The organism is Paenibacillus sp. J22R232, assembly GCF_056269165.1.
In genome coordinates this window covers 33,924-53,234 of record NZ_JBWDNK010000011.1, presented here as the reverse complement: position 1 = coordinate 53,234, position 19,311 = coordinate 33,924, and the positions used below count along the sequence as shown (strand labels likewise).

The 19,311-nt window shown below is 47.0% G+C and carries 13 protein-coding genes; 10 read left to right on the top strand and 3 right to left on the bottom strand.

Translation table 11 applies throughout. The features are described from left to right. The first annotated feature begins 16 nt into the window (after positions 1 to 16). From AC0YN3_RS24820 to AC0YN3_RS24810, 3 genes are all read left to right on the top strand, one after another. Positions 17 to 2,242, top strand: a complete 2,226-nt coding sequence (locus AC0YN3_RS24820; protein WP_475777614.1) for a helix-turn-helix domain-containing protein — start codon at positions 17 to 19, stop codon at positions 2,240 to 2,242. Between the two features lie 27 nt (positions 2,243 to 2,269). Beyond that, positions 2,270 to 4,372, top strand: a complete 2,103-nt coding sequence (locus AC0YN3_RS24815; protein WP_475777613.1) for a glycosyl hydrolase 115 family protein — start codon at positions 2,270 to 2,272, stop codon at positions 4,370 to 4,372. A 92-nt stretch (positions 4,373 to 4,464) separates the two neighbouring features. Continuing rightward, on the top strand, positions 4,465 to 6,150 hold the full coding sequence (locus tag AC0YN3_RS24810; RefSeq protein WP_475777612.1) for an alpha-L-rhamnosidase-related protein: 1,686 nt from the start codon (positions 4,465 to 4,467) through the stop codon (positions 6,148 to 6,150). 79 nt (positions 6,151 to 6,229) lie between these two features. On the opposite strand, the gene AC0YN3_RS24805 is transcribed toward AC0YN3_RS24810, so the two are convergent. Further along, the gene (locus AC0YN3_RS24805; protein WP_475777611.1) at positions 6,230 to 6,868 is read right to left on the bottom strand and encodes a nuclear transport factor 2 family protein; all 639 of its coding nucleotides are present in this window, start codon (positions 6,866 to 6,868) and stop codon (positions 6,230 to 6,232) included. 59 nt (positions 6,869 to 6,927) lie between these two features. Continuing rightward, positions 6,928 to 7,584, bottom strand: a complete 657-nt coding sequence (locus AC0YN3_RS24800; protein WP_475777703.1) for an NAD(P)H-dependent oxidoreductase — start codon at positions 7,582 to 7,584, stop codon at positions 6,928 to 6,930. Between the two features lie 151 nt (positions 7,585 to 7,735). On the opposite strand from AC0YN3_RS24800, the gene AC0YN3_RS24795 reads away from it, so the two are divergent. Beyond that, positions 7,736 to 8,080, top strand: a complete 345-nt coding sequence (locus AC0YN3_RS24795) for a winged helix-turn-helix transcriptional regulator (protein ID WP_475777610.1) — start codon at positions 7,736 to 7,738, stop codon at positions 8,078 to 8,080. Between the two features lie 919 nt (positions 8,081 to 8,999). Continuing rightward, positions 9,000 to 10,085 carry an NADH-dependent flavin oxidoreductase gene (locus AC0YN3_RS24790; RefSeq protein ID WP_475777609.1) on the top strand — a complete coding sequence of 362 codons (1,086 nt, stop codon included), beginning with the start codon at positions 9,000 to 9,002 and terminating at the stop codon, positions 10,083 to 10,085. A 168-nt stretch (positions 10,086 to 10,253) separates the two neighbouring features. Here AC0YN3_RS24790 and AC0YN3_RS24785 read toward each other — a convergent pair whose 3' ends face one another. Further along, positions 10,254 to 11,108 carry an AraC family transcriptional regulator gene (locus tag AC0YN3_RS24785; protein WP_475777608.1) on the bottom strand — a complete coding sequence of 285 codons (855 nt, stop codon included), beginning with the start codon at positions 11,106 to 11,108 and terminating at the stop codon, positions 10,254 to 10,256. A gap of 122 nt (positions 11,109 to 11,230) precedes the next feature. Between AC0YN3_RS24785 and AC0YN3_RS24780 the strand changes: the two genes are divergently transcribed. The 5 genes from AC0YN3_RS24780 (at position 11,231) to AC0YN3_RS24760 (ending at position 19,302) form a co-directional block, all read left to right on the top strand. After that, complete coding sequence (locus AC0YN3_RS24780; RefSeq protein ID WP_475777607.1) at positions 11,231 to 13,168, top strand: glycoside hydrolase family 127 protein; 1,938 nt, start codon at positions 11,231 to 11,233, stop codon at positions 13,166 to 13,168. A gap of 145 nt (positions 13,169 to 13,313) precedes the next feature. Then, the gene (locus tag AC0YN3_RS24775; RefSeq protein WP_475777606.1) at positions 13,314 to 15,059 is read left to right on the top strand and encodes a sensor histidine kinase; all 1,746 of its coding nucleotides are present in this window, start codon (positions 13,314 to 13,316) and stop codon (positions 15,057 to 15,059) included. A gap of 47 nt (positions 15,060 to 15,106) precedes the next feature. Next, entirely contained in the window at positions 15,107 to 16,483 is a 1,377-nt protein-coding gene (locus tag AC0YN3_RS24770) for a response regulator transcription factor (protein WP_475777605.1), read from the top strand. A 163-nt stretch (positions 16,484 to 16,646) separates the two neighbouring features. Next, a complete protein-coding gene (locus tag AC0YN3_RS24765) occupies positions 16,647 to 18,341 on the top strand; it encodes an extracellular solute-binding protein (RefSeq protein ID WP_475777604.1) in 1,695 nt (564 codons plus the stop codon). Positions 18,342 to 18,447: 106 nt separating this feature from the next. Beyond that, positions 18,448 to 19,302 (top strand): ABC transporter permease, encoded by an 855-nt coding sequence (locus AC0YN3_RS24760; RefSeq protein WP_475777702.1) that lies wholly within the window; start codon positions 18,448 to 18,450, stop codon positions 19,300 to 19,302. Positions 19,303 to 19,311: the final 9 nt, after the last annotated feature.

Below are 19,311 nucleotides of genomic sequence, written 5' to 3'. Positions count from 1 at the left end.
ATAAAGGATGGGGAAAATGAAGGTCAATAACAACTATATCAAACGGATGCTGCTCTCATATCTCCCCATTCTGTTCGTGACTGTCAGCATGCTGATTTTTATTTTTTTCTCCATAATCAATCAGCTGCATGTCCGCAATGCCATTCAGGCGAATGATCTGACTGCAGAATATATTGCGAATATGGTGGATAGCTCCCTCAAAGGCATTTCCTTTGATGCGCAGAAGATGATTGAGAGCGGTGGGGATATGGAGCGATTTCTCGACGGTCCATCTGATCGGGCATCGGACTTCGATGCTTCCAACTTGCTTAGCAATCTAATCGTTCGATACGGACTTATCGATTCCGTCTATTTATATCGTGCCAATGATAGCAGGGTACTCGATCAAAGCACGATTCGTCCGCTTGATCAGTTTCCTGACCAAAGCTATGTCCGCAGCTCGTTGAAACAGCCATATATGGGTGTCTGGTCCTCTCCGCGGGAAGCGATAGGTACGAATTCAGCGGCTAGAGTCACTTCTCTCGGGTTTAAAATTCCAAGGGATTCCGGAAGTCTTGGATACTTGGTTGTTAACGTCAAGCTTTCTTCTTTGCATTCGTTTATTGGTCAAATGATCGACCCTGACATTACGGAATCGGAGCTGTACGACGCCCAAGGGCATTCATTCTTCAAAGATGACCGTTCGGCAATGTCTACGAACCGATTAAGTGCTGATATTGTTTCGGATTATACGGGCTGGACCTATCGGATCAGCATCAAGGGCGGTCAGCTATTTGATTTTCTGTTTCACGGGAGTACGGTTTGGATCTTGCTCGGCCTTAGCGCCATCGTTTTTGCCATAGGATCGACCCTTTACGTCACTAGAAGAAATTATAAACCGATTGAAACCATTATGCATCGAATCGAGCGCTTTTCATCATCCGTTAAAGCATCCGATCCGAAAGAAAAGGAAACTGAATTTTCCTTCATCGATCAGGCGATTGAACGCTTAATCACGAATAATATGGCTTTTCAAGAGCAGCAGCAGGAGCATCTGGTCATTCGCAGACAGCAGTTCCTCCAATTGTTGTTGAAAGGCGAATATGAAGGAGACCGGGGAGCATGGGAACAGGAATGGGAGTACTTCGGGATGTCAGGAGGACAGTTTATCGTAGCGTTGGTAGAGCTAGACCATTACGGGCAATTTGCCTTGAAATATAGTCCCAATGATCAATCCTTGTTCAAGTTTATCGTCAGCAGCGTCTCGGTTGAGATCGCTGAGCAGAACTCCCTTCGAATTGTGGTTGAATGGTTATCGAAAAATCAACTCGTCATCCTTCTTATATCGAATGAAAGCGGAACATTGGAGCATCACATGCTGCAGCTCTCTGAACAAATAAGGTCGTGGGTGGAGAGTCATCTTGACTTTACGGTCACGATCGGGGTTGGAACGCATGCGGAGGACGAATCGGAAATCGGTTGCTCGTTTAATGATGCAATGGCGGCCGTCAGCCGCAAAGTGTCATTTGGCGTCAATCAAATTATTGACTCGGTCGAGGTAAAGGGGAGATCGGACAGCGAATGGTTTTCTTATTTGGAAATGATTCGTACGATCGTCCGTGAGCTCCGCATGTCGGAAAACGAATGGCTCAATGAATTAAAGGGTCTTTTTAACGAAATGTCCATTCAGCGACTTCGCAAGGATGATGTCAATCGTCTGTTGGATTATTTTATTTTTCATCTGGAATACGAGATAGAAGGGTCGCTGCCGGAAGCAGTCAAGCTTTGGCTTCAGGAAGTCAAGCCGGCACTAATCGCCGCTGTTGCGCAGTCAGATACGCTCCATCAGCTAGAAGACCGTTTTCTGGAGACATTGGCACAGCTCTCGCAGCATATCGCGGAGCTTTCTCAGAGCCGTCGGCACAATGCGCTCATGAGACAAATCCGCGATTTTGTTTCGGAACATTTTATGGATCCAAACCTTTCTTTAACGTTGCTTAGCGATCGATTCCAGATTAGCTCCAAATATTTAAGCCAGCTTTTTAAAGAGAACATTGGTCAGAACTTTAGTGATCTTCTTATCGGGCTGCGGATCGATTATGCTAAACGCCTGCTTCGCGATTCGGACGTTACCGTGCAGGAGATCTCGGATATGATGGGTTACGCGAATGCTACTTCGTTTATAAGAGTATTCAAAAAAATCGTCGGAATGTCCCCCGGACAATACCGGGAGACCCAAACGAAAAGCATCGAGTCAAGTTAGAGTATAAGCAGAAAGGGTGGCAGACAAATGAATCATCTAGCAAATAGCCAGCTGCGGCTGACGGGGAAGGTGCAAATACAAGTCCCTTCCTCTCGGACGTCACCGGTGGAGCATGCGCTCAAGATGTTAGTCAGGGACTTCGAAGCGGTATTAGGCGAGAAGCCAGAGCTGGTAACGGATATGACGGAAATGGCTGAGCTCTCTATCCGCCTGGCAGAAGGACAAGATAGTGGTATACAGCGCCCCGAAGCGTTTTGTTTTCGTTTTCGCATGAATGGAAACATCCCCCAAATGAGCATTATCGGTCAAGATGAGCTGGGACTCGTGTACGGCATATTGGAATTTAGTCGAACCATCCTTGGCATTCAACCGTTCTGGTATTGGGCCGATCAATCCATTATCCAAAGGAATGAAATCGTCATCCCATGCCATGACTATGATGCCCCCGCATCTAAGGTACGGTATCGCGGGTGGTTCATTAATGACGAAGTGTGCTTAATCGGCTGGAAAGAAGCATACCCGCCATCAAGGGAGGTTTGGGAGCCTGTATTCGAAGCGCTTCTGCGCTGCGGGGGCAATATGGTTATTCCGGGCACCGACTTGCCGAGAACTGGAATCCATTACGAGCTTGCCGCTGAGATGGGCTTATGGGTGACGCATCATCATGCGGAGCCGCTTGGCGCGGAGATGTTTTTGCGTGCTTTCCCTGGAAGAACGGCGAGCTATCAGGAGGCGCCCGAGTTGTTTGAGAGCTTGTGGCAGGAAGCCATCGATGAGCAAAAGGATAAAAAGGTGTTATGGGTGCTGTCGTTCCGTGGTCAAGGAGACGCGCCATTCTGGATGAACGATCCTGCTTTCGACACATCGGAAAAACGCGGTGCGATGATAAGCAAAGTAATACGGAAGCAGTATGATATGATTGGCCGTGCCGTTTCGAGTCCGGTATTCTGCGTAGCCTTGTACGGTGAAATAGCTGAATTATACAAAGGCGGGTATATAAATCTGCCTGAAGACGTGATCAAGGTATGGGCGGATAACGGTTACGGCAAAATGGTTTCACGTAGACATAACAATCAAAATCATCGCGTCTGTTCGCTTCCGGCAGAGGATGACGGAGGCAAGCATGGATTGTATTACCATGTGACGTTCCATGATCTGCAGGCTTCTAATCATTTGACGATGTACCCAGGAGCGGCGACGTTCTTAAAGCAGGAGATTGAGGCGTCCTTCCGTGCAGGGGCCAATGAGTATTTGCTGCTTAACTGCGGCAATATCAGGCCTCATGCGTATGCGCTGGATGTGATCCGGGAGCTGTGGCATACAGGCACGATTGACGTCAAAAAACATTTGTCTGAATTTGTTAACAGCTATTATTCTTCTGAACACGAAGCGTTAGAGGAATTGTACCGAAGCTATGCAGAAGCAACGATTGCATACGGACCGCATGAAGACGACTTGGCCGGGGATGAATATTATCATCATCCAGCCAGACAAATAATCGGACATTGGCTGCAAGGCAAAGAAGAACAGCCGGATTCGAGATTGTTCTGGGCTGTGGGCGAAGTTCCGTTTGTAGAGCAAGTCAAACGGTTTGAAAATAAGTTGGAGAAGGGCATGCAAACTTGGGGTGCTTGGCTTAATCGCTGCGACATTGTTATGGAGAATCTTAGTCCGACCGATAAGCGCAGGGCAATTGACCAGCTGCGGTTCCACGGCGCAATCCATTTATCGGGCTGCGAAGGATTTTATTGGCTGTGCCGTTCCTATAGCGCGTTCAACGAGCAGAATTACCCGATTGCCTTCGTCTACGCGTCGGAATCCAAGTGGCGTTACGAGAAAGGCCTTGACATATTGCGCGGCTCCGAGCATGGGAGATGGGATCGTTTCTATCATGCCGATTGGCTTACGAATATTCAGAGTACAGTAAATCATGTAGATACGCTGCGGCGGTTTATTCGCATGCAAGGGGACAGTCCTGATTTTTTCCTGTGGTACAAGGAGTATTTGATGCCGGAAACGGAGAAATATATTTATTTGGAAAATACCCACCGCAATCCGCTTTCAGATGATGAGCTGGCACAACAGCTTAAAGCATTTTTCTTAACCGCTAGCACCGTCTCCGATTATTAATTATCATCAGTTGGGCATGAATGGATAACTCCATTTGTTAACCAATATGTTTTGCATCCAAAATGATGAATCGGTAGAAGGGGGATATTGAAATGAGCATGCGATCGCTGCTTGAGAGAGGCATAGCCATCGACCGACGAACCAGAGCATATGTCGAGCCAACGCGAATTGTCTGGATGACCGAAAGCGGAGCTGCATCTGAGCTGCGCAATCCGGAAGGGCTGCTCGGCTCGAACGGGGGCCAGGTGACAAAAGAAGCACCAAATGCGTGTGTGCTTATCCATAAAGGGGAAGCGCCGGGATTACTGCTGGATTTCGGATTGGAGCTGCATGGCGGCATTCGCATTTCGGTTGTGGAGGGGCGATTCCCGTCGCGGAGCGTTCGGATTCGTATCCGGTTTGGCGAATCTGCCATGGAGGCGATGAGTGAGCTGGGAGGTCCGGGCAACGCTACCAATGATCATGTGGCACGCGACAGTGTGGTGAATGTCAGTCTGCTTGGGACAACCGAGTTCGGCACGACGGGATTTCGTTTTGCGCGGATTGATCTATTGGACGAAGGAACGCTTGAGCTCCAAAGTGTACAAGCCGTGCATGTATACCGGGACATTACGTACAAAGGTAGTTTTAGAAGCAGTGATGCTCTCTTGGATAAGATATGGGAAACTGGCGCCTATACGGTTCATTTGAATATGCAGGATTATCTTTGGGACGGGATCAAACGGGATCGGATGGTATGGACCGGCGACATGCATCCGGAAGTCGCAACGATCAGCGCTGTTTTTGGCGAGCATGAGATCGTGCCCTCCAGTTTGGATTTCAAACGGGATCGGTCGCCATTGCCGATGTTCATGGATATGCCTACTTACTCGATCTGGTGGCTGCTCGTTCAACACGATTGGTATATGCAGCATGGGAACGAGGCGTATTTGCGGGAACAGCGCATCTATTTGACCGGGCTGCTGCATGAGTTGGCAGGAAAGGTCAGGCATGACGGAACGATTGATGTGTACCGGCCGTTCCTCGATTGGCCTGCATCATCGAATCCAGGAGGCGTAACGGCTGGCGTTCATGCGCTGTTCGTTCTAGCGATGCAGGCAGGGGCGCGGCTCTGTAAACTGCTCGGTGAGCAGGAGACGCTCGAGGTTTGCGAGTCTCTTGAGCAGAGGCTGTGCAAAGATGCGCCTCATCACGCTTTTAGCAAACAAGCGGCTGCGCTGCAAGGGCTTGCCGGACTATTGGAGTTAACCGAAGCAAACAGCGAGGTTATTGCCCCGAATGCCCCGAGAGGCTATTCGACCTTTTATGGCTATTATATGTTGCGGGCCCGCGCCGAAGCTGGCGACATCGCCGGCTGCATGGACAGCATCCGCGCTTATTGGGGAGGGATGCTGGAGCTCGGTGCGACGACGTTCTGGGAAGATTTCGATATCGATTGGATGGAGAATGCCGCTCGAATCGATGAATTGACACCGCCTGGGAAAATCGACGTTCACGGCACATATGGCGGTTATTGCTATAAAGGTTATCGCCATAGCTTATGCCACGGCTGGGCATCCGGCCCTACCGCTTGGTTGTCGGAATACGTGCTCGGCATTGCGCCGGCGGAACCGGGTTTCCGCAAGGTAACGATCCGTCCGCATTTGAATGATTTGGATTGGGCAGAGGGAACGTATCCGACGCCGCACGGCATCATTCATGTGAGGCATGAACGGAAAGAAGACGGAAGCGTAAGAACCGAATATGAGGTGCCATCAGGTGTCGAGGTAATCGGATAAGAAGTCAGTAAAATACCCCTTTAGAGCTCTGTTGAGCGTCTATCGGGGTATTTTTATATTTATCAATTTGGTAACCAGATTATTTTCCGGTTATAGGTTGTCCAGTTACGGGATCTGTATTCGGGTCCCAGTTATCAAGAGGATCCACGCGGAATCGTGTTAGTTCCGTGCTGCTTATTTTCCAGACGCCATCTACTTTTTTATACGATTCGTGGTATTGGCCGTACCCGTGATGTCCGGGATAAGCGCCTTCTGCGTTAGGGAAGGTCAGCAAATCCTCCATAGCCCAAATACCTTTGGCGTTATCCTTGTCTAAGATCTCAATCTCAGGCATATATCCGTGGTGAACCGTCGGTGCTTTACCTACAAGGTCCCCGATCATTTTCCCATAAGCGGCTGGCCCGCCTTTGGAGTAATCTTGGCCATCGGAAACCAATTTGGCATCCGTTGTAAACAGCTCCCCAAATTCAGTCCATTTTTTCTCATCGACAAAACGGAAATAACGGGCTTTTAGTTGTTTGATTTGCTCAATATCTTCCATGCGTACATATTTGTCTTCAAGTTCAGCGATTTTCGCTGCTTGCAGCGCCATAATATCTTGCTCTGTTTGAGCTCCTTGTTTTGTTTCATTATTTTGCCCGGAGCATCCCGAGAGTATGAAAATTAGAATAACTACGCCAATAATAATACTGTTTATATACTTCATGTTCTTAAACATGCGAACACATCCTTTGTATGATTGTACTCGAAAGCGGGAAAGCCTTTGATTACTTGGGATTATACGAATTGAACGATTTCTTCCATGGTCCTTCTTGATTTGGCACGCACCGGTTCTTTGGAGCGATAGCCGAATGCGGTCATCACGCTCAAGCCGAATTGGCCGTTTTCAAGCAACCCTTTACTGTCAAGAAGTTTATTAACGGCATCCATATCGAAGCCTTCGATAGGACATGAATCGATGCCGATATGCGCCGCGGCCGTCATCATATTGCCCATTGCCAAGTACGTTTGCTTCGAAGACCAGTCCAGCAATGTCCGCTCGGTGTCTAGATGAAGGTCGTCATAGAATTGTGCGTATGCTTGCCGCATACTTTTAAAAACGTCCAAAGGCATGCCCTTTACTTTGGTCTGCTGCTCCAAGATGTACGAAGAATCATAAGTGAGCCCTTTTCTGGCCAAAATGATAACGAAGTGGCTCGATGTTGGCAGCGACCTCATTGCGCCGGATACGAGCGGCGCGAGCTCTTTTCTGAATTCCGGACTTTGCACGACCACGAATTTCCAAGGCTCATTGCCTCCAGAGCTCGGAGATAAGCGGCCCGCCTCAAGAATGAATCGAAAATCCTCATCTGATATTTTTTCCGCCGGATCGAATGCTTTGGTTGCGTGCCTGAAATAAAACGTGGATAACAAATCTGCTTTTTTTGTCTCGATATTCATAAATAAATTTCCCCCGTGTTTAGATTTTTATGAACGTATTGCATTTTCCCGGTAGACTTTTCAAATGGTTTTGACTATACTGCAATTCAATTCACTACGATTAATTTTTAGTCTAATACTATGAAATGAATGCGAGATGATCCATTTGGAAACGCCGAAGTTTGAGACTGTTTGTATTGAATCGATTTCTGAAGTTTTACAATTTCTTTCAGGAAAATGGACATTTTTAGTCATTACGCAGCTCTTAAAGGAGCCTCAGCGTTTTAATCAATTGCGACGAAATTTAGGCAATGTCAATACAAAAGGTTTAACCGATACGCTGCGAAACTTGGAAGAGCATCAAATGATAAAACGCGAAGTATTTCCCACCGTTCCGGTGTCAGTTGAATATTCGATTACGGAAAAGGGAGATGCCTTCTCGAGCGTATTTCAGGAAATAAATCGTTGGAAACGGGAATGGGAATCAACTGATCAAAAATCAACGCAATAAAGATGGCCAAGCAATCCAATGATTTTTCTTTTGACGGCTTATTATCAAAGCAAAGATATTTGTTTGGATGGGTTCCAGTTAGCGAGAGGATCCATCCGAATTAAATCTTCGTTCGCGCAATTGACCTTCATGAGTTGTTCATCGTTCCAATCAATCTCCGGCATATGTCCATGTTGAATTGAAGGACCTGCTCCATCAAGGCTTCCAATCACAGTATGAATTGCTCCCCCGTATTTAAACCCATGTCTATCCGTTACGTTTTTTTTCTCGAGCGTATTGAGTCTGTTAATTTAGCTTTCTTGTTCGTCTATTAACATGGTTGTCATAGAAGGTTTTTTCTTTGCCTACATAGTTGACTCGCCTCTTTCCAAAAAGATGGTTAACGAAGCTTTTGTTGTTTCGGAACCAACTATAACAGGTATTCGATTTCCCCATAAGAACGCTATTTTTATACACATGCTTTATAAAAATAAAGCCATGGTAGCCGGTTTAGTTTCAAGTAATGCTGTTTTTCAAAGAGACTCATTTTGCTTGGAATGAGTAAGCAGGAAATGCGGTTACTTGATTTGTGCTGGTGGTTTTATTTAGGCGCGGACAAAATGACGAGGCTATACCAAAACTCATGACAACAAGGCATTGTTCTCCCCATGGTGCCGTATTTTATCACTTTATTTTTATAAAGCATGTTTAAAAAAATTGCCTTCTTATGATAAAAATAAATACCTGTTATAGTTGACCGCGAGGCATCGGAAACCTCATTACCTCACGAAATGAAAAGAGGTTGTTCACCAATGTTGGCTAACAATAACCATCTTTAGTAAAGCTTTTTACGGAAGACGTAACAATAAATCAGATGGACAAGCGTTAAAAATTCGACAATCGGACTGAAGTCTGGTTGAAAAATAGGAGAGAACATACAATGAAAGAGGCTTACAAAAAGATTTTCGAACCGCTTCATCTGCGGAGCGGCAAAAATTTGAAAAATAGAATAGTCATGTCGCCAATGGGTCATTTGGGATCACTGCCGGGAGGGTTTATATCGAGGGAGGAATTGGCTTACTACGATAAGAGGGTTAGAGATGTCGGAATGGTCATTACGTCCGCTACGACGATTAAAGAAGGTACTCACTATCCGGGCTTGCCCGCCGTGGAGACCGACGAACATATTCCGGGTCTGCGCAAGCTTAGCGACGTATTGAAATCCCACGGAGCAGCTGCGGTTATGCAATTACTGCATGAGGGGGCTAACGGAGCAGGTGAAGCGCCGAGCGCCGTAGTGGCGGACAATTCCGAACTTCCGCTGCCGCGCGAGTTATCCGATACTGAAATTGAAGAGATCATCAAGAAATTCGGAGATGCGGCAAGAAGGGCCATTGAAGCTGGTTTCGACGGAGTCGAAATTCATGGCGCAAACGGATTTCTGGTTCAGCAGTTTACTTCTCCCCATTACAACCGCCGTATGGATCGATGGGGAGGCACGCCAGAAAAACGAATGATCTTCCCGCTTGCCGTTATTAGCGAAGTCAAAAGAGTAGTGGCAGAAAGCGGAAAGCCGTTTATCATCGGATACCGAATCTCGCCGGAGGAAGCAGAAACGAACGGATTGACGATGGCAGATACTATGCGAAACGTCGATGTGCTTGCGGATCAGGGATTGGATTATATTCATGTTTCCCTTCATCAATTCTGGTCAAAGCCACGTCGAGGGACGGATGATACCCGGTCCCGGATGGAAATTGTTAAAGAAGTCGTCGGAGACCGTACGGCCGTAATCGGCGTAGGCGAAATAAAAACGCCGGAGGATGCCATAATAGCGCTAACTACCGGAGTAGAGCTTGTCGCGATCGCTAGAGGACTGCTCTTGGATCCGGAATGGGTTCGGAAAGTGCGCGATGACAAAGAGGAACTTATCAAGAAAAATTTATACCGCGGCGATCAATTGGATTTGCTGCTTCCTAACGCTTTATGGGAAATGATTGAAAATTTTATTCCGTTCGAGGATTAAGGATAGCATTCCGCCCGTCAAACCGCTTGGTTTGGCGGGTTTTTGACTTTCAATACATGTTTCCGTATTCCCCCTTTTTTTAAAAGGGATAGAAGAAATGTCATGTTGCGTGATAATGAACAGGCAAGCCGCTATATTTTAGTTATGAACAGAGACATTTTCGAACGGTTATTTCAAAAACTGTTTGCGAAAACGGATCGGAGATAGACCTACGCTGCGCTTAAAGCAAGCTGAGAAGTAAGGGGAGTAACGGAATCCGACTTCCTCCGCAATACGCTCGATCGGCCATTCCGTTGTGACCAACAGCCGTTTCGCACGCTCCAGTCGGAACTCCTGCAAATATTCGTTAGGCGTAAGTTCATACTTTGCTTTCATGCACCGAACAATATAATTCGGATGGAAATGCAAGGCAGAAGCCAAAATTTCATTAGTGATTTTTTCTTTGTAATTTTTTTGTATGTATGCTGCCGCTTGTTCCGCCAAACGGTCCGCTACTGAACGTGTGTTGTTCAAGCCTTCTTTTTCGAGCATGGCGAGCAGCTCGGCCAGCAGGCGCTGCTCCTCCCAGAAAGAGTCGTTGATTGGCAGCGCCAGCAATTGTTTAATCAGATCGAAGTACAGCTCAGGATTGGAAAGCCGTGAATGTTTCGGGATTCGAAGCCCGTAAGGATTGCCGAAAGGCCGCGATGAATACAGAATTCCTTTTTGATTGTTTTTCGGGTTCGGTTCCCGTTGTTTCGAATGCTCAAAGTGGACCCAATAAAAAACGGTTTCCTGCGAGCAAGGACTGACCGAGTAATGCTCTCCTTCAGGCAACAGCAGCAGTGCATCTCCTCTCGTTAGCGTCCATTGCTGACGGTTTTCTCCTATACGCAGTTCTCCCTTCGCCACGATCAACAGATCGTAAATGCCAAGATTTTTTCTGTTCGGGTGATGATCTCCGATCTGGAATTCTGAACAACCGGATCCCAAATAATAAGGAATCGGCGGTGTTTTTAACTCAACGATTAACTCTTCGCTCAAAATTAACCTTTCCTTTCTGTGTTATTTTTTATAAAAAAAAGGTTAAATCATTTCTATTTCACCAGTAAGGTAAAGCATATAATTGAAAACGTTAAGAGTCAAATTGTATAGGAGGAATCAATATGCAGAAAACGCAAGTTGACATTCAGGATCATTTCTGGCAAGACTATTCAGGGCTAATTCGACATACAGTCATCCCTTATCAATGGGAAGCGCTTAACGATAGGATTGATGGGGCGGCGCCTAGTTATGCCATTCGTAACTTCAGGATTGCTGCAGGCTTGGAGGAAGGCGAATTTGGGGGCTGGATCTTTCAGGACAGTGATCTCTACAAATGGTTGGAGGCAGTTGCATTTTCGCTCAGGCATCATCCGGACCCTGAATTAGAGCAAATCGCAGACGGCGCTATCGATCTAATTGGACAAGCGCAGCATGGAAATGGCTATTTGAACACTTACTATACGGTTAAGGAGCCGGGAAAGCAGTGGACAAATCTTCACGAAGCCCACGAGCTTTATTGCGCAGGCCATCTGATCGAAGCGGCTGTCGCTTATTACCAGTCTACGGGCAAGAGCAAGCTGCTTGACATTGCACGCCGTTTCACTGATCTGATTGACCGTATGTTTGGCACCCAACCGGATCAAATTCGCGGCTACTGCGGGCATCAAGAGATTGAGTTAGCATTGGTTAAGCTATATGAGGTTACGGGAGAAGAGCGTTTTTTGACGCTGAGCCGTTATTTCATAGACGAGCGCGGAAGCAAACCAAGCTATTTTATTGAAGAATGGGAACGCCGAGGAAAGACCGGTATTTGGTCGGAAGGAACACCTAATCTTGAAGTGTATCAAAGTCATCTACCAGTTCGCGAGCAATCGGTTGCCGTCGGTCACTCTGTACGGGCTGTCTACATGTACACGGCAATGGCTGATCTGGCGCGCCTAACCGATGACGATGAGCTGCGCAAAGCTTGTGAACGCTTATGGGACAATACGACACGAAAGCAGATGTATATCACAGGCGGAATTGGGGCGACTCATCTTGGAGAAGCGTTCTCGTTCGACTACGATTTGCCTAATGATACCGTCTATGCAGAGACATGCGCCTCAATCGGCTTGATCTTCTGGGCACGCCGGATGCTGCAGCTGGAAGCCAAAAGCGAATACGCGGACGTAATGGAGAGAGCGCTATACAACAATGTGCTCGGCAGCATGTCCAAGGACGGCAAGCATTTCTTTTATGTGAACCCGCTGGAAGTTTGGCCGGAGGCAAGCTCCAAAAATCCCGATAAGTTTCACGTGAAGCCAGTGCGTCAACCATGGTTTGGGTGCTCCTGCTGCCCGCCTAATGTAGCACGGCTGCTCAGCTCGCTTAGCGATTATATCTATGATGTAACCGATGACGGCAGCAAAGTATTCACTCACCTTTTTATTGGCAGCGAAATCGGCTTTGAGTCTAGCGGTTGCCAGGTGATGTTGCGCCAGCGCTCCGAGCTGCCATGGAACGGCAATATCGAATTTTCCATCACGTTGTCAGGCGCTGCCGACAGCGCCGCATTCGAGCTTGCGCTGCGGATCCCGAACTGGTTCCAAGACGGACGCCCGTTATTGAAAGTGAACGGAACCGAGCTGGATTACCGAGTGGAAAACGGTTATGCGAAGGTTGCGCGAAGCTGGTCGGATGGCGATACGATTGCTTGGCTGCTACCGCTGGAGACGAAGCTTATTGCCGCCAATCCGCAGATCAGGGCGGATGCCGGGAAGGCAGCCATCCAACGCGGCCCTCTCGTATATTGCGTCGAAGAAGCGGATAATGGATTGCCGATTGCTTCATTATCAATAGCCGGGGAGCCGAAATTGACGGAGACCATAGCTGCCGACCTGTTAGGCGGCTGCATCGTAGTGGAGGGTGACGGGCAGGTGGTGGATGAATCCGCGTGGACGGAGAATCAACCGTATCAACCGCTCCGCAAGCAGACCAGACCGGTTCGTTTCAAGGCGATCCCTTATTATTTATGGGGAAATCGCCAAGCGGGGGAAATGAATGTTTGGTTGCGTTACTGATGACAGATTCGAATGACTAGAACGTTCATCAAACAGCTTTGTTTCAAAACGAATGATAATGATTTTTTCTGCAAAAAAATGCTGAAGGTCCCTGGGTGAGCCATCCAGGGATCTTTGGGTAGTTTTCCAAGACGGAGATGAGAACATGAAGAAGGAGATTGAACGAAAGTCACATATGGATCGCATGACATTGAAAAATCGGATTCTCTTGCTATTTGCTGCCGCGACGTTACTTCCATTCATCTTCACCTGCTATGTTTCTTATAACACCATTACGTCGATTCTGAACACGAAGCTGCAATCCGGCATTCAAAGCAACTTGAAGCAGGTAAGGCTTTCGTTTGAGAATACGCTGAGCAATCTGAATCACGTTTCTCAACAGCTTGCCTTTGAAGGAAACATTGGCAAACAGCTGGAATTGTTCCTGACAGCCGAAAAGCCCTATGATCGCAGCTATCTTACGGATCAGATCAAATATCAGCTTAATCTGATTACGTTCACTAATCCGAACATTGGACTGACCATGTATTACTTCCGCAATGACAGCAGCATCCATTTCGAAAATATCGGGGTGAAGGAGTCTTTCGATATTAAAAATCTTCCTATCATAGCTGAATATTACGGTATTACTTACTTTGGCCCCCACATAAGCAATGATCGCTTTAATAATCAATACGTTTTTTCCGCTTTGCGTAAAGTGGAGCTTCCCGAGCGGGAAGATGCTTATGTCTATATTGAATCCGGTTTTAAATTAACGCAGAGCGTGCTTGATCTTGATGGTGTCAGCAAACATACTGATCATCTGATCTTGGATAATAACGGACGAATTTCATATAGCGAGTTAAATGGCGTATTTCCTGAGAACACATGGTTTCCAGGCTGGAAATCCCCGTCTTTGGAATCCGGAGTGACTTCCGATTATTACTGGTATTGCCAAACTAGCAATCAAGGATGGAGCGTCGTCTCACTCATTGCGAAATCCGACTATAACCGGGAGAAGAATCGCTGGCTCATGCAGATGCTAGTGCTTGCGGTTCTATTTGCTGCAGTCAGCTTAGCCATCGGTTGGCTGCTTTGGAAGATGGTTTACCGCCCTCTCTCCAAATTCAACAAGGAGATCAGATGGATGGCAAACAGTAATTTCAATGCCGTAACGACCCAATCGCGAATACCGGAATTTGAATCGCTGTTAACCCAATTTCAGCATATGAAGGTTCAAATCGCACATCTCTATTCGGAGGTAGAGATCAAGGAAAAACGCAGGGCGGATCTTGAGATCGAGAAGCTTCTCTATCAGATTAATCCGCATTTTCTAATGAATACGCTGGACACCGCGCATTGGCTTGCCGTAATGAACGGACAGGATGAAATTGATCGGCTTGTCACATCATTGAACAAACTTCTTTATTACAACCTAGGCAAAGGAAATAGCAACTCGACGATAAGGGAAGAGATCGACTCGCTCAAGCAATACCTTATTCTTCAGCAAATTCGGTACAATTTTCACTTTGATGTTCGTTTGCAGGTAGATGATGAACTGCTCGATATGTCCGTTCCAAGATTTATTTTGCAGCCGTTGGTTGAAAATGCGCTGTATCACGGTCTGGAAGACGACGGAAGAATTGAAGTGGACGTTACGATGGGCGATTTCCTTGAAATTGAGATTCGGGATAACGGTGGAGGCATCTCCGAAGAAACCATCCTAGCATTGCTTGAACAAGAACAATCCGAACGCCATCTTGTAGGCATGGGAATCGGGATGAACTACGTGAAGCGGATGCTGGAATCTCACTATAATGGCCATGCAAGTCTTGCGGTAACAAGCGAGCTTGGCAAGGGTACGGTTATCGTCATTCAGATTCCCATTGCGAAGGAGGATGAACAGTCATGATTGATGTGCTCATCGTTGATGACGATAAGCTCGTGTGAAAGGGGCTCATGTCCGTCATGCCGTGGGAAGCATACGGAATGAGAGTCGTCGGAGAGGCAGCGAACGGAGAAAAGGCGCTCGAATTTCTGGCAGTTAATCGGGTGGAGCTAATCATGACCGATCTGGCAATGCCGGTCATGTCCGGAATCGAGTTGATCCGCATCGTCCGCAAGCGTTATCCAGAGGTGGCTATCGCCGTACTGACCTTGCATCAGGATTTCGAATATATCCAGGAAGCATTGCGCCTAGGCGCCATTGATTATATTGCGAAGGTTCAGCTTGAGAAAGAACAGTTCGAAGAGGTGCTTAGGCGCATTCATACACGTATGCTGGAAGAGCAGCGAAGCCAAATCGTTGAGCGGCATCCGATCGGTAGTGACGTTTCCCTTACGAATGAGGTATACGCGCTTTTGGAGCTTGGAGACAAGCCGATCGTTCCTAGCCAAAAACAGGATTTTCTTTCATTGGATTGGAGGATTGAGGCGGACGGGCAGATTCGGATATGGTCGCCGATCGCTAGTCAGGAGCAGCTGCCTGGTACTGACGTTAGTAATGGTTTGCTATCGACCCCGCCAAGCGAAACCTATAACGCAAATTGGCGATTAGTTCAGCTTCGGGATACAAACGGCATAATGTGGACCGATCTGTATAAGCTGCTGCGAAATTACAAGCAGAATAAATTGTTTTATGAATATGACGATTATGATCCCCTTCCGATTAAAAAGTCTGTCTATGAGCTGCAGGAAGAGATTGCAAAGCCCGGTGAAGGCGAAGCTGAACTCGCGAAGGAGATGCTGCATGCATTCAAATGGGTCTATGATGACCAGTGTTTTCATGCTATGCAGGACAGACTCAAAGAGCTGATGCTGCCTGTTCCAAAACTGATGCAATTGCTCTACGGATTTACGTTAGATTGGAACCGTCTATTTAGAGCAATTTCGCTAAACAGTATGTTGCTTCCAGATACGCTAGCGAGTTGGAGGGACGTCGTAAAGTGGATGGAGACCTGCAGGAGGCTGGCTCTGACGCTGACAGGCAATCTGCAGCTGAGCCGGGAGGTGAGTGGCAGTATTATGTCAGCCGTAAAGATTGTTCATGACGAGCTTGCGTTTCCTTTATTTGCGATTGATGTCGCCAAACGGGTTAATCTAAGTCGAAGCTACTTCAACCAATGCTTTAAGGAGGTTGTTGGACACTCTTTCAATGAATATCTCCGCAAGGTACGTATAGACAAGGCAAGGGAATATCTTGCCCAAACGGCCAAGCAGATCGTCTGGATTGCCGAACATACGGGATATGCGGATGAAAAATATTTCAGCAGGACTTTTCGCGATCAGACAGGCATGCTTCCCAGCGAATATCGGCAGCAACATAAGATAAGGTAGAGTCATGATTCCCGTAAGGGGGACAAATGACCGGTAAGCTGAAGTTTCGTCCATGTATCCCCCTATGTCTCGATCTTGGTTCTATCCTTTGATGGATTTAAGCCGTGTTATATTGATGGTGCTTGACCACATTGATTGCGACTAGAAAGGGGAAAGACAACAAATGAGCAAGAAATATGTGTTAACCGTTATGGCTGTCCTGCTCGTACTGTTAAGCGCTTGCAGCAATAAGGGAAGTGAAGGGAACGTTGCTAACACTCCTCCTGCATCAGCAAATGGAGGTGCCGAAACCGCTGATCCTTTCGGCAAATACGGTGAGACCATCACGCTTACGTATGGCAAGGAAGTAGATCCTACAGACAAAAGCTTGCCTGCAGGAGACACGCCGGAAGACAACCAGTATTCACGTTATGTGATGGAAAATTTGAACATCGATACGAAAGTATCATGGCAAGCGGCAACGGGCACCAATTATAACCAAAAAGTGAACCTTGCGGTTTCCAGCAACGATTTGCCGGATGCACTTATCGTTAAGGATACACAACTTAGAGCCATGGTGAAGGCTGGCCAGCTAGAGGATCTTACAGAAGCATTCAATCAATATGCTTCTCCGGCTATCAAAAATTTCATGGAGAAGACGAATGGCGTTTCGAATGAGGCAGTTACATTCGACGGAAAAATGTATGCAATTCCGAGCATCCAGGTTCAATCCGATGGCGTCCATCAGATGTGGATTCGCAAGGATTGGTTGGATAAGCTTGGGCTCGAGCCTCCGAAAACGATGGGCGATCTGGAGAAAGTCGCGAAGGCGTTTGTTGAACAAGATCCGGACGGCAATGGACAGAATGATACCATTGCAATTGCCGGACAGCAGAATGGAGCGAGGTTGTATGCGAATGCCCTCGAATCCACGAACAATACGTTTGGCCTTGATCCGATCTTTGGTGCCTACAAATCGTTTCCCGGTTATTGGCTGAAAGATGATGCGGGCAATCCCGAATACGGCTCTATATTACCGGAGACAAAAGAAGCGCTCGCAAAGCTTCGGGACCTGTATGTAAATGGCTTGATTGATAAAGAAATCGGGATCCGAAAAAGCGCTTATGAGCCTGTGGTTAACGGAAAAGCAGGAATCTTTTTCGCTCCATGGTGGATGGGCTACGGTCCGCTGCCGGATGCGATTAAAAACGATCCGAATGCCAATTGGCAAGCCTACTTGCTCCCGCTTGACGCAGATGGGCAATTCAACGCACATATGGGAGCGCCATCCACGTTGTTCGTTGTTGTAAGGAAAGGCTACGAGCATCCAGAAGCGGTGGTCAAAATGCTCAACTTGCTTGTTCGCGACGAATCCAAATTCGATATTTCAGTTCCTGTCGGGCACTATCCACTACGTGTACCGATGTCTTACACGGACGAAAGCGAATATTCCGCCAAAGCGCTGGAAGACATTTTGGCTGGCACGAAATCGCCGGAGGAATTTACAGATCCTGGCTATAAGCTGCTTGCGGCCGATATTCAGAACGTAAAGAAGGTTAAAAAAGAGCCTTATGACAACATGGATATCCAATATTGGGATCCACAGGCTGACACAGGTGTATGGAGCCGTATGTACTCGCTTCTTGTAGGATCTTCTGCCCTGCAGCAGGATTACAACAAAGTATACAGCGTGCTTTACTCGCAGACAAAAACGATGGAAAGCCGTTGGTCAAATCTCAAAAAGCTGGAGGACGAAACGTTCTTGAAAATCATCATGGGCGCTGCTCCTCTAGATGATTTCGATAAATTCGTAGCTGACTGGAAGAGTCAAGGCGGTGATAAGATTACTCAAGAAGTCAAAGATTATATGAATCAATGACGTATGCAGACGCGCCGGCGGCGGCCGGCGCTTCATGCCAGCGATGGATAGAGAAGGAGGAACGGAATAGGTGAGAAACAGAGTATTCACCAAGCATTACTACATCATGCTTCTTCCCGGTTTTGTCTGGTTGCTGCTGATCAGCATCATCCCCCTATTTGGGGTTGTAATCGCATTTCAGGATTTTAATCCCGGTCAGGGCTTCTTCAAATCGGAATGGATAGGGCTTGAAAACTTTAGATACATGTTTTCGTTGAACGATACGAAAACGATCTTTTTTAATACGATATTTATTGCCGTCATGAAAATTGTAGGCAACCTGGTCATTCCGCTTGTGTTCGCAATCATGCTCAATGAGCTTCGCCTGATGGCAGCAAAAAGATGGATACAAACGATTGTGTATTTGCCGCATTTTTTGTCATGGGTTATTTTGTCCGGAATACTGCTCGATATCTTTTCCTACACCGGCCCTGTAAATGCCCTATTAAATACGTTTGGGATAGATCCCGTACTGTTTTTTGCACGCGCTGACCTGTTTCCGTTCATTGTGGTAGGAAGTGATGTATGGAAAGAATTCGGTTTTAATACCATTATATATTTAGCGGCATTGACGGGAATCAATCCTTCCCTCTACGAGGCTGCGTCGATCGATGGAGCGACCCGTCTGCGAAGAATCTGGCATGTTACATTGCCTGGGCTGAGAGCCACAATCGTATTGCTTTCCGTGTTAAGCCTGGGTAACGTATTGAATGCGGGGTTTGACCAAATATTTAACTTATACAATCCGCTGCTCTATTCAACGGGTGACATTATTGATACTTGGGTATATCGCGAAGGACTGCTGAACATGCAATACGGGCTAGCGACGGCGGTAGGATTATTGAAGTCGATTGTCTCATTTATTATGATCATCGTGTCCTATATGCTGGCTTCAAAATTTGCGAATTACCGTATTTTCTAATAAAGGAGC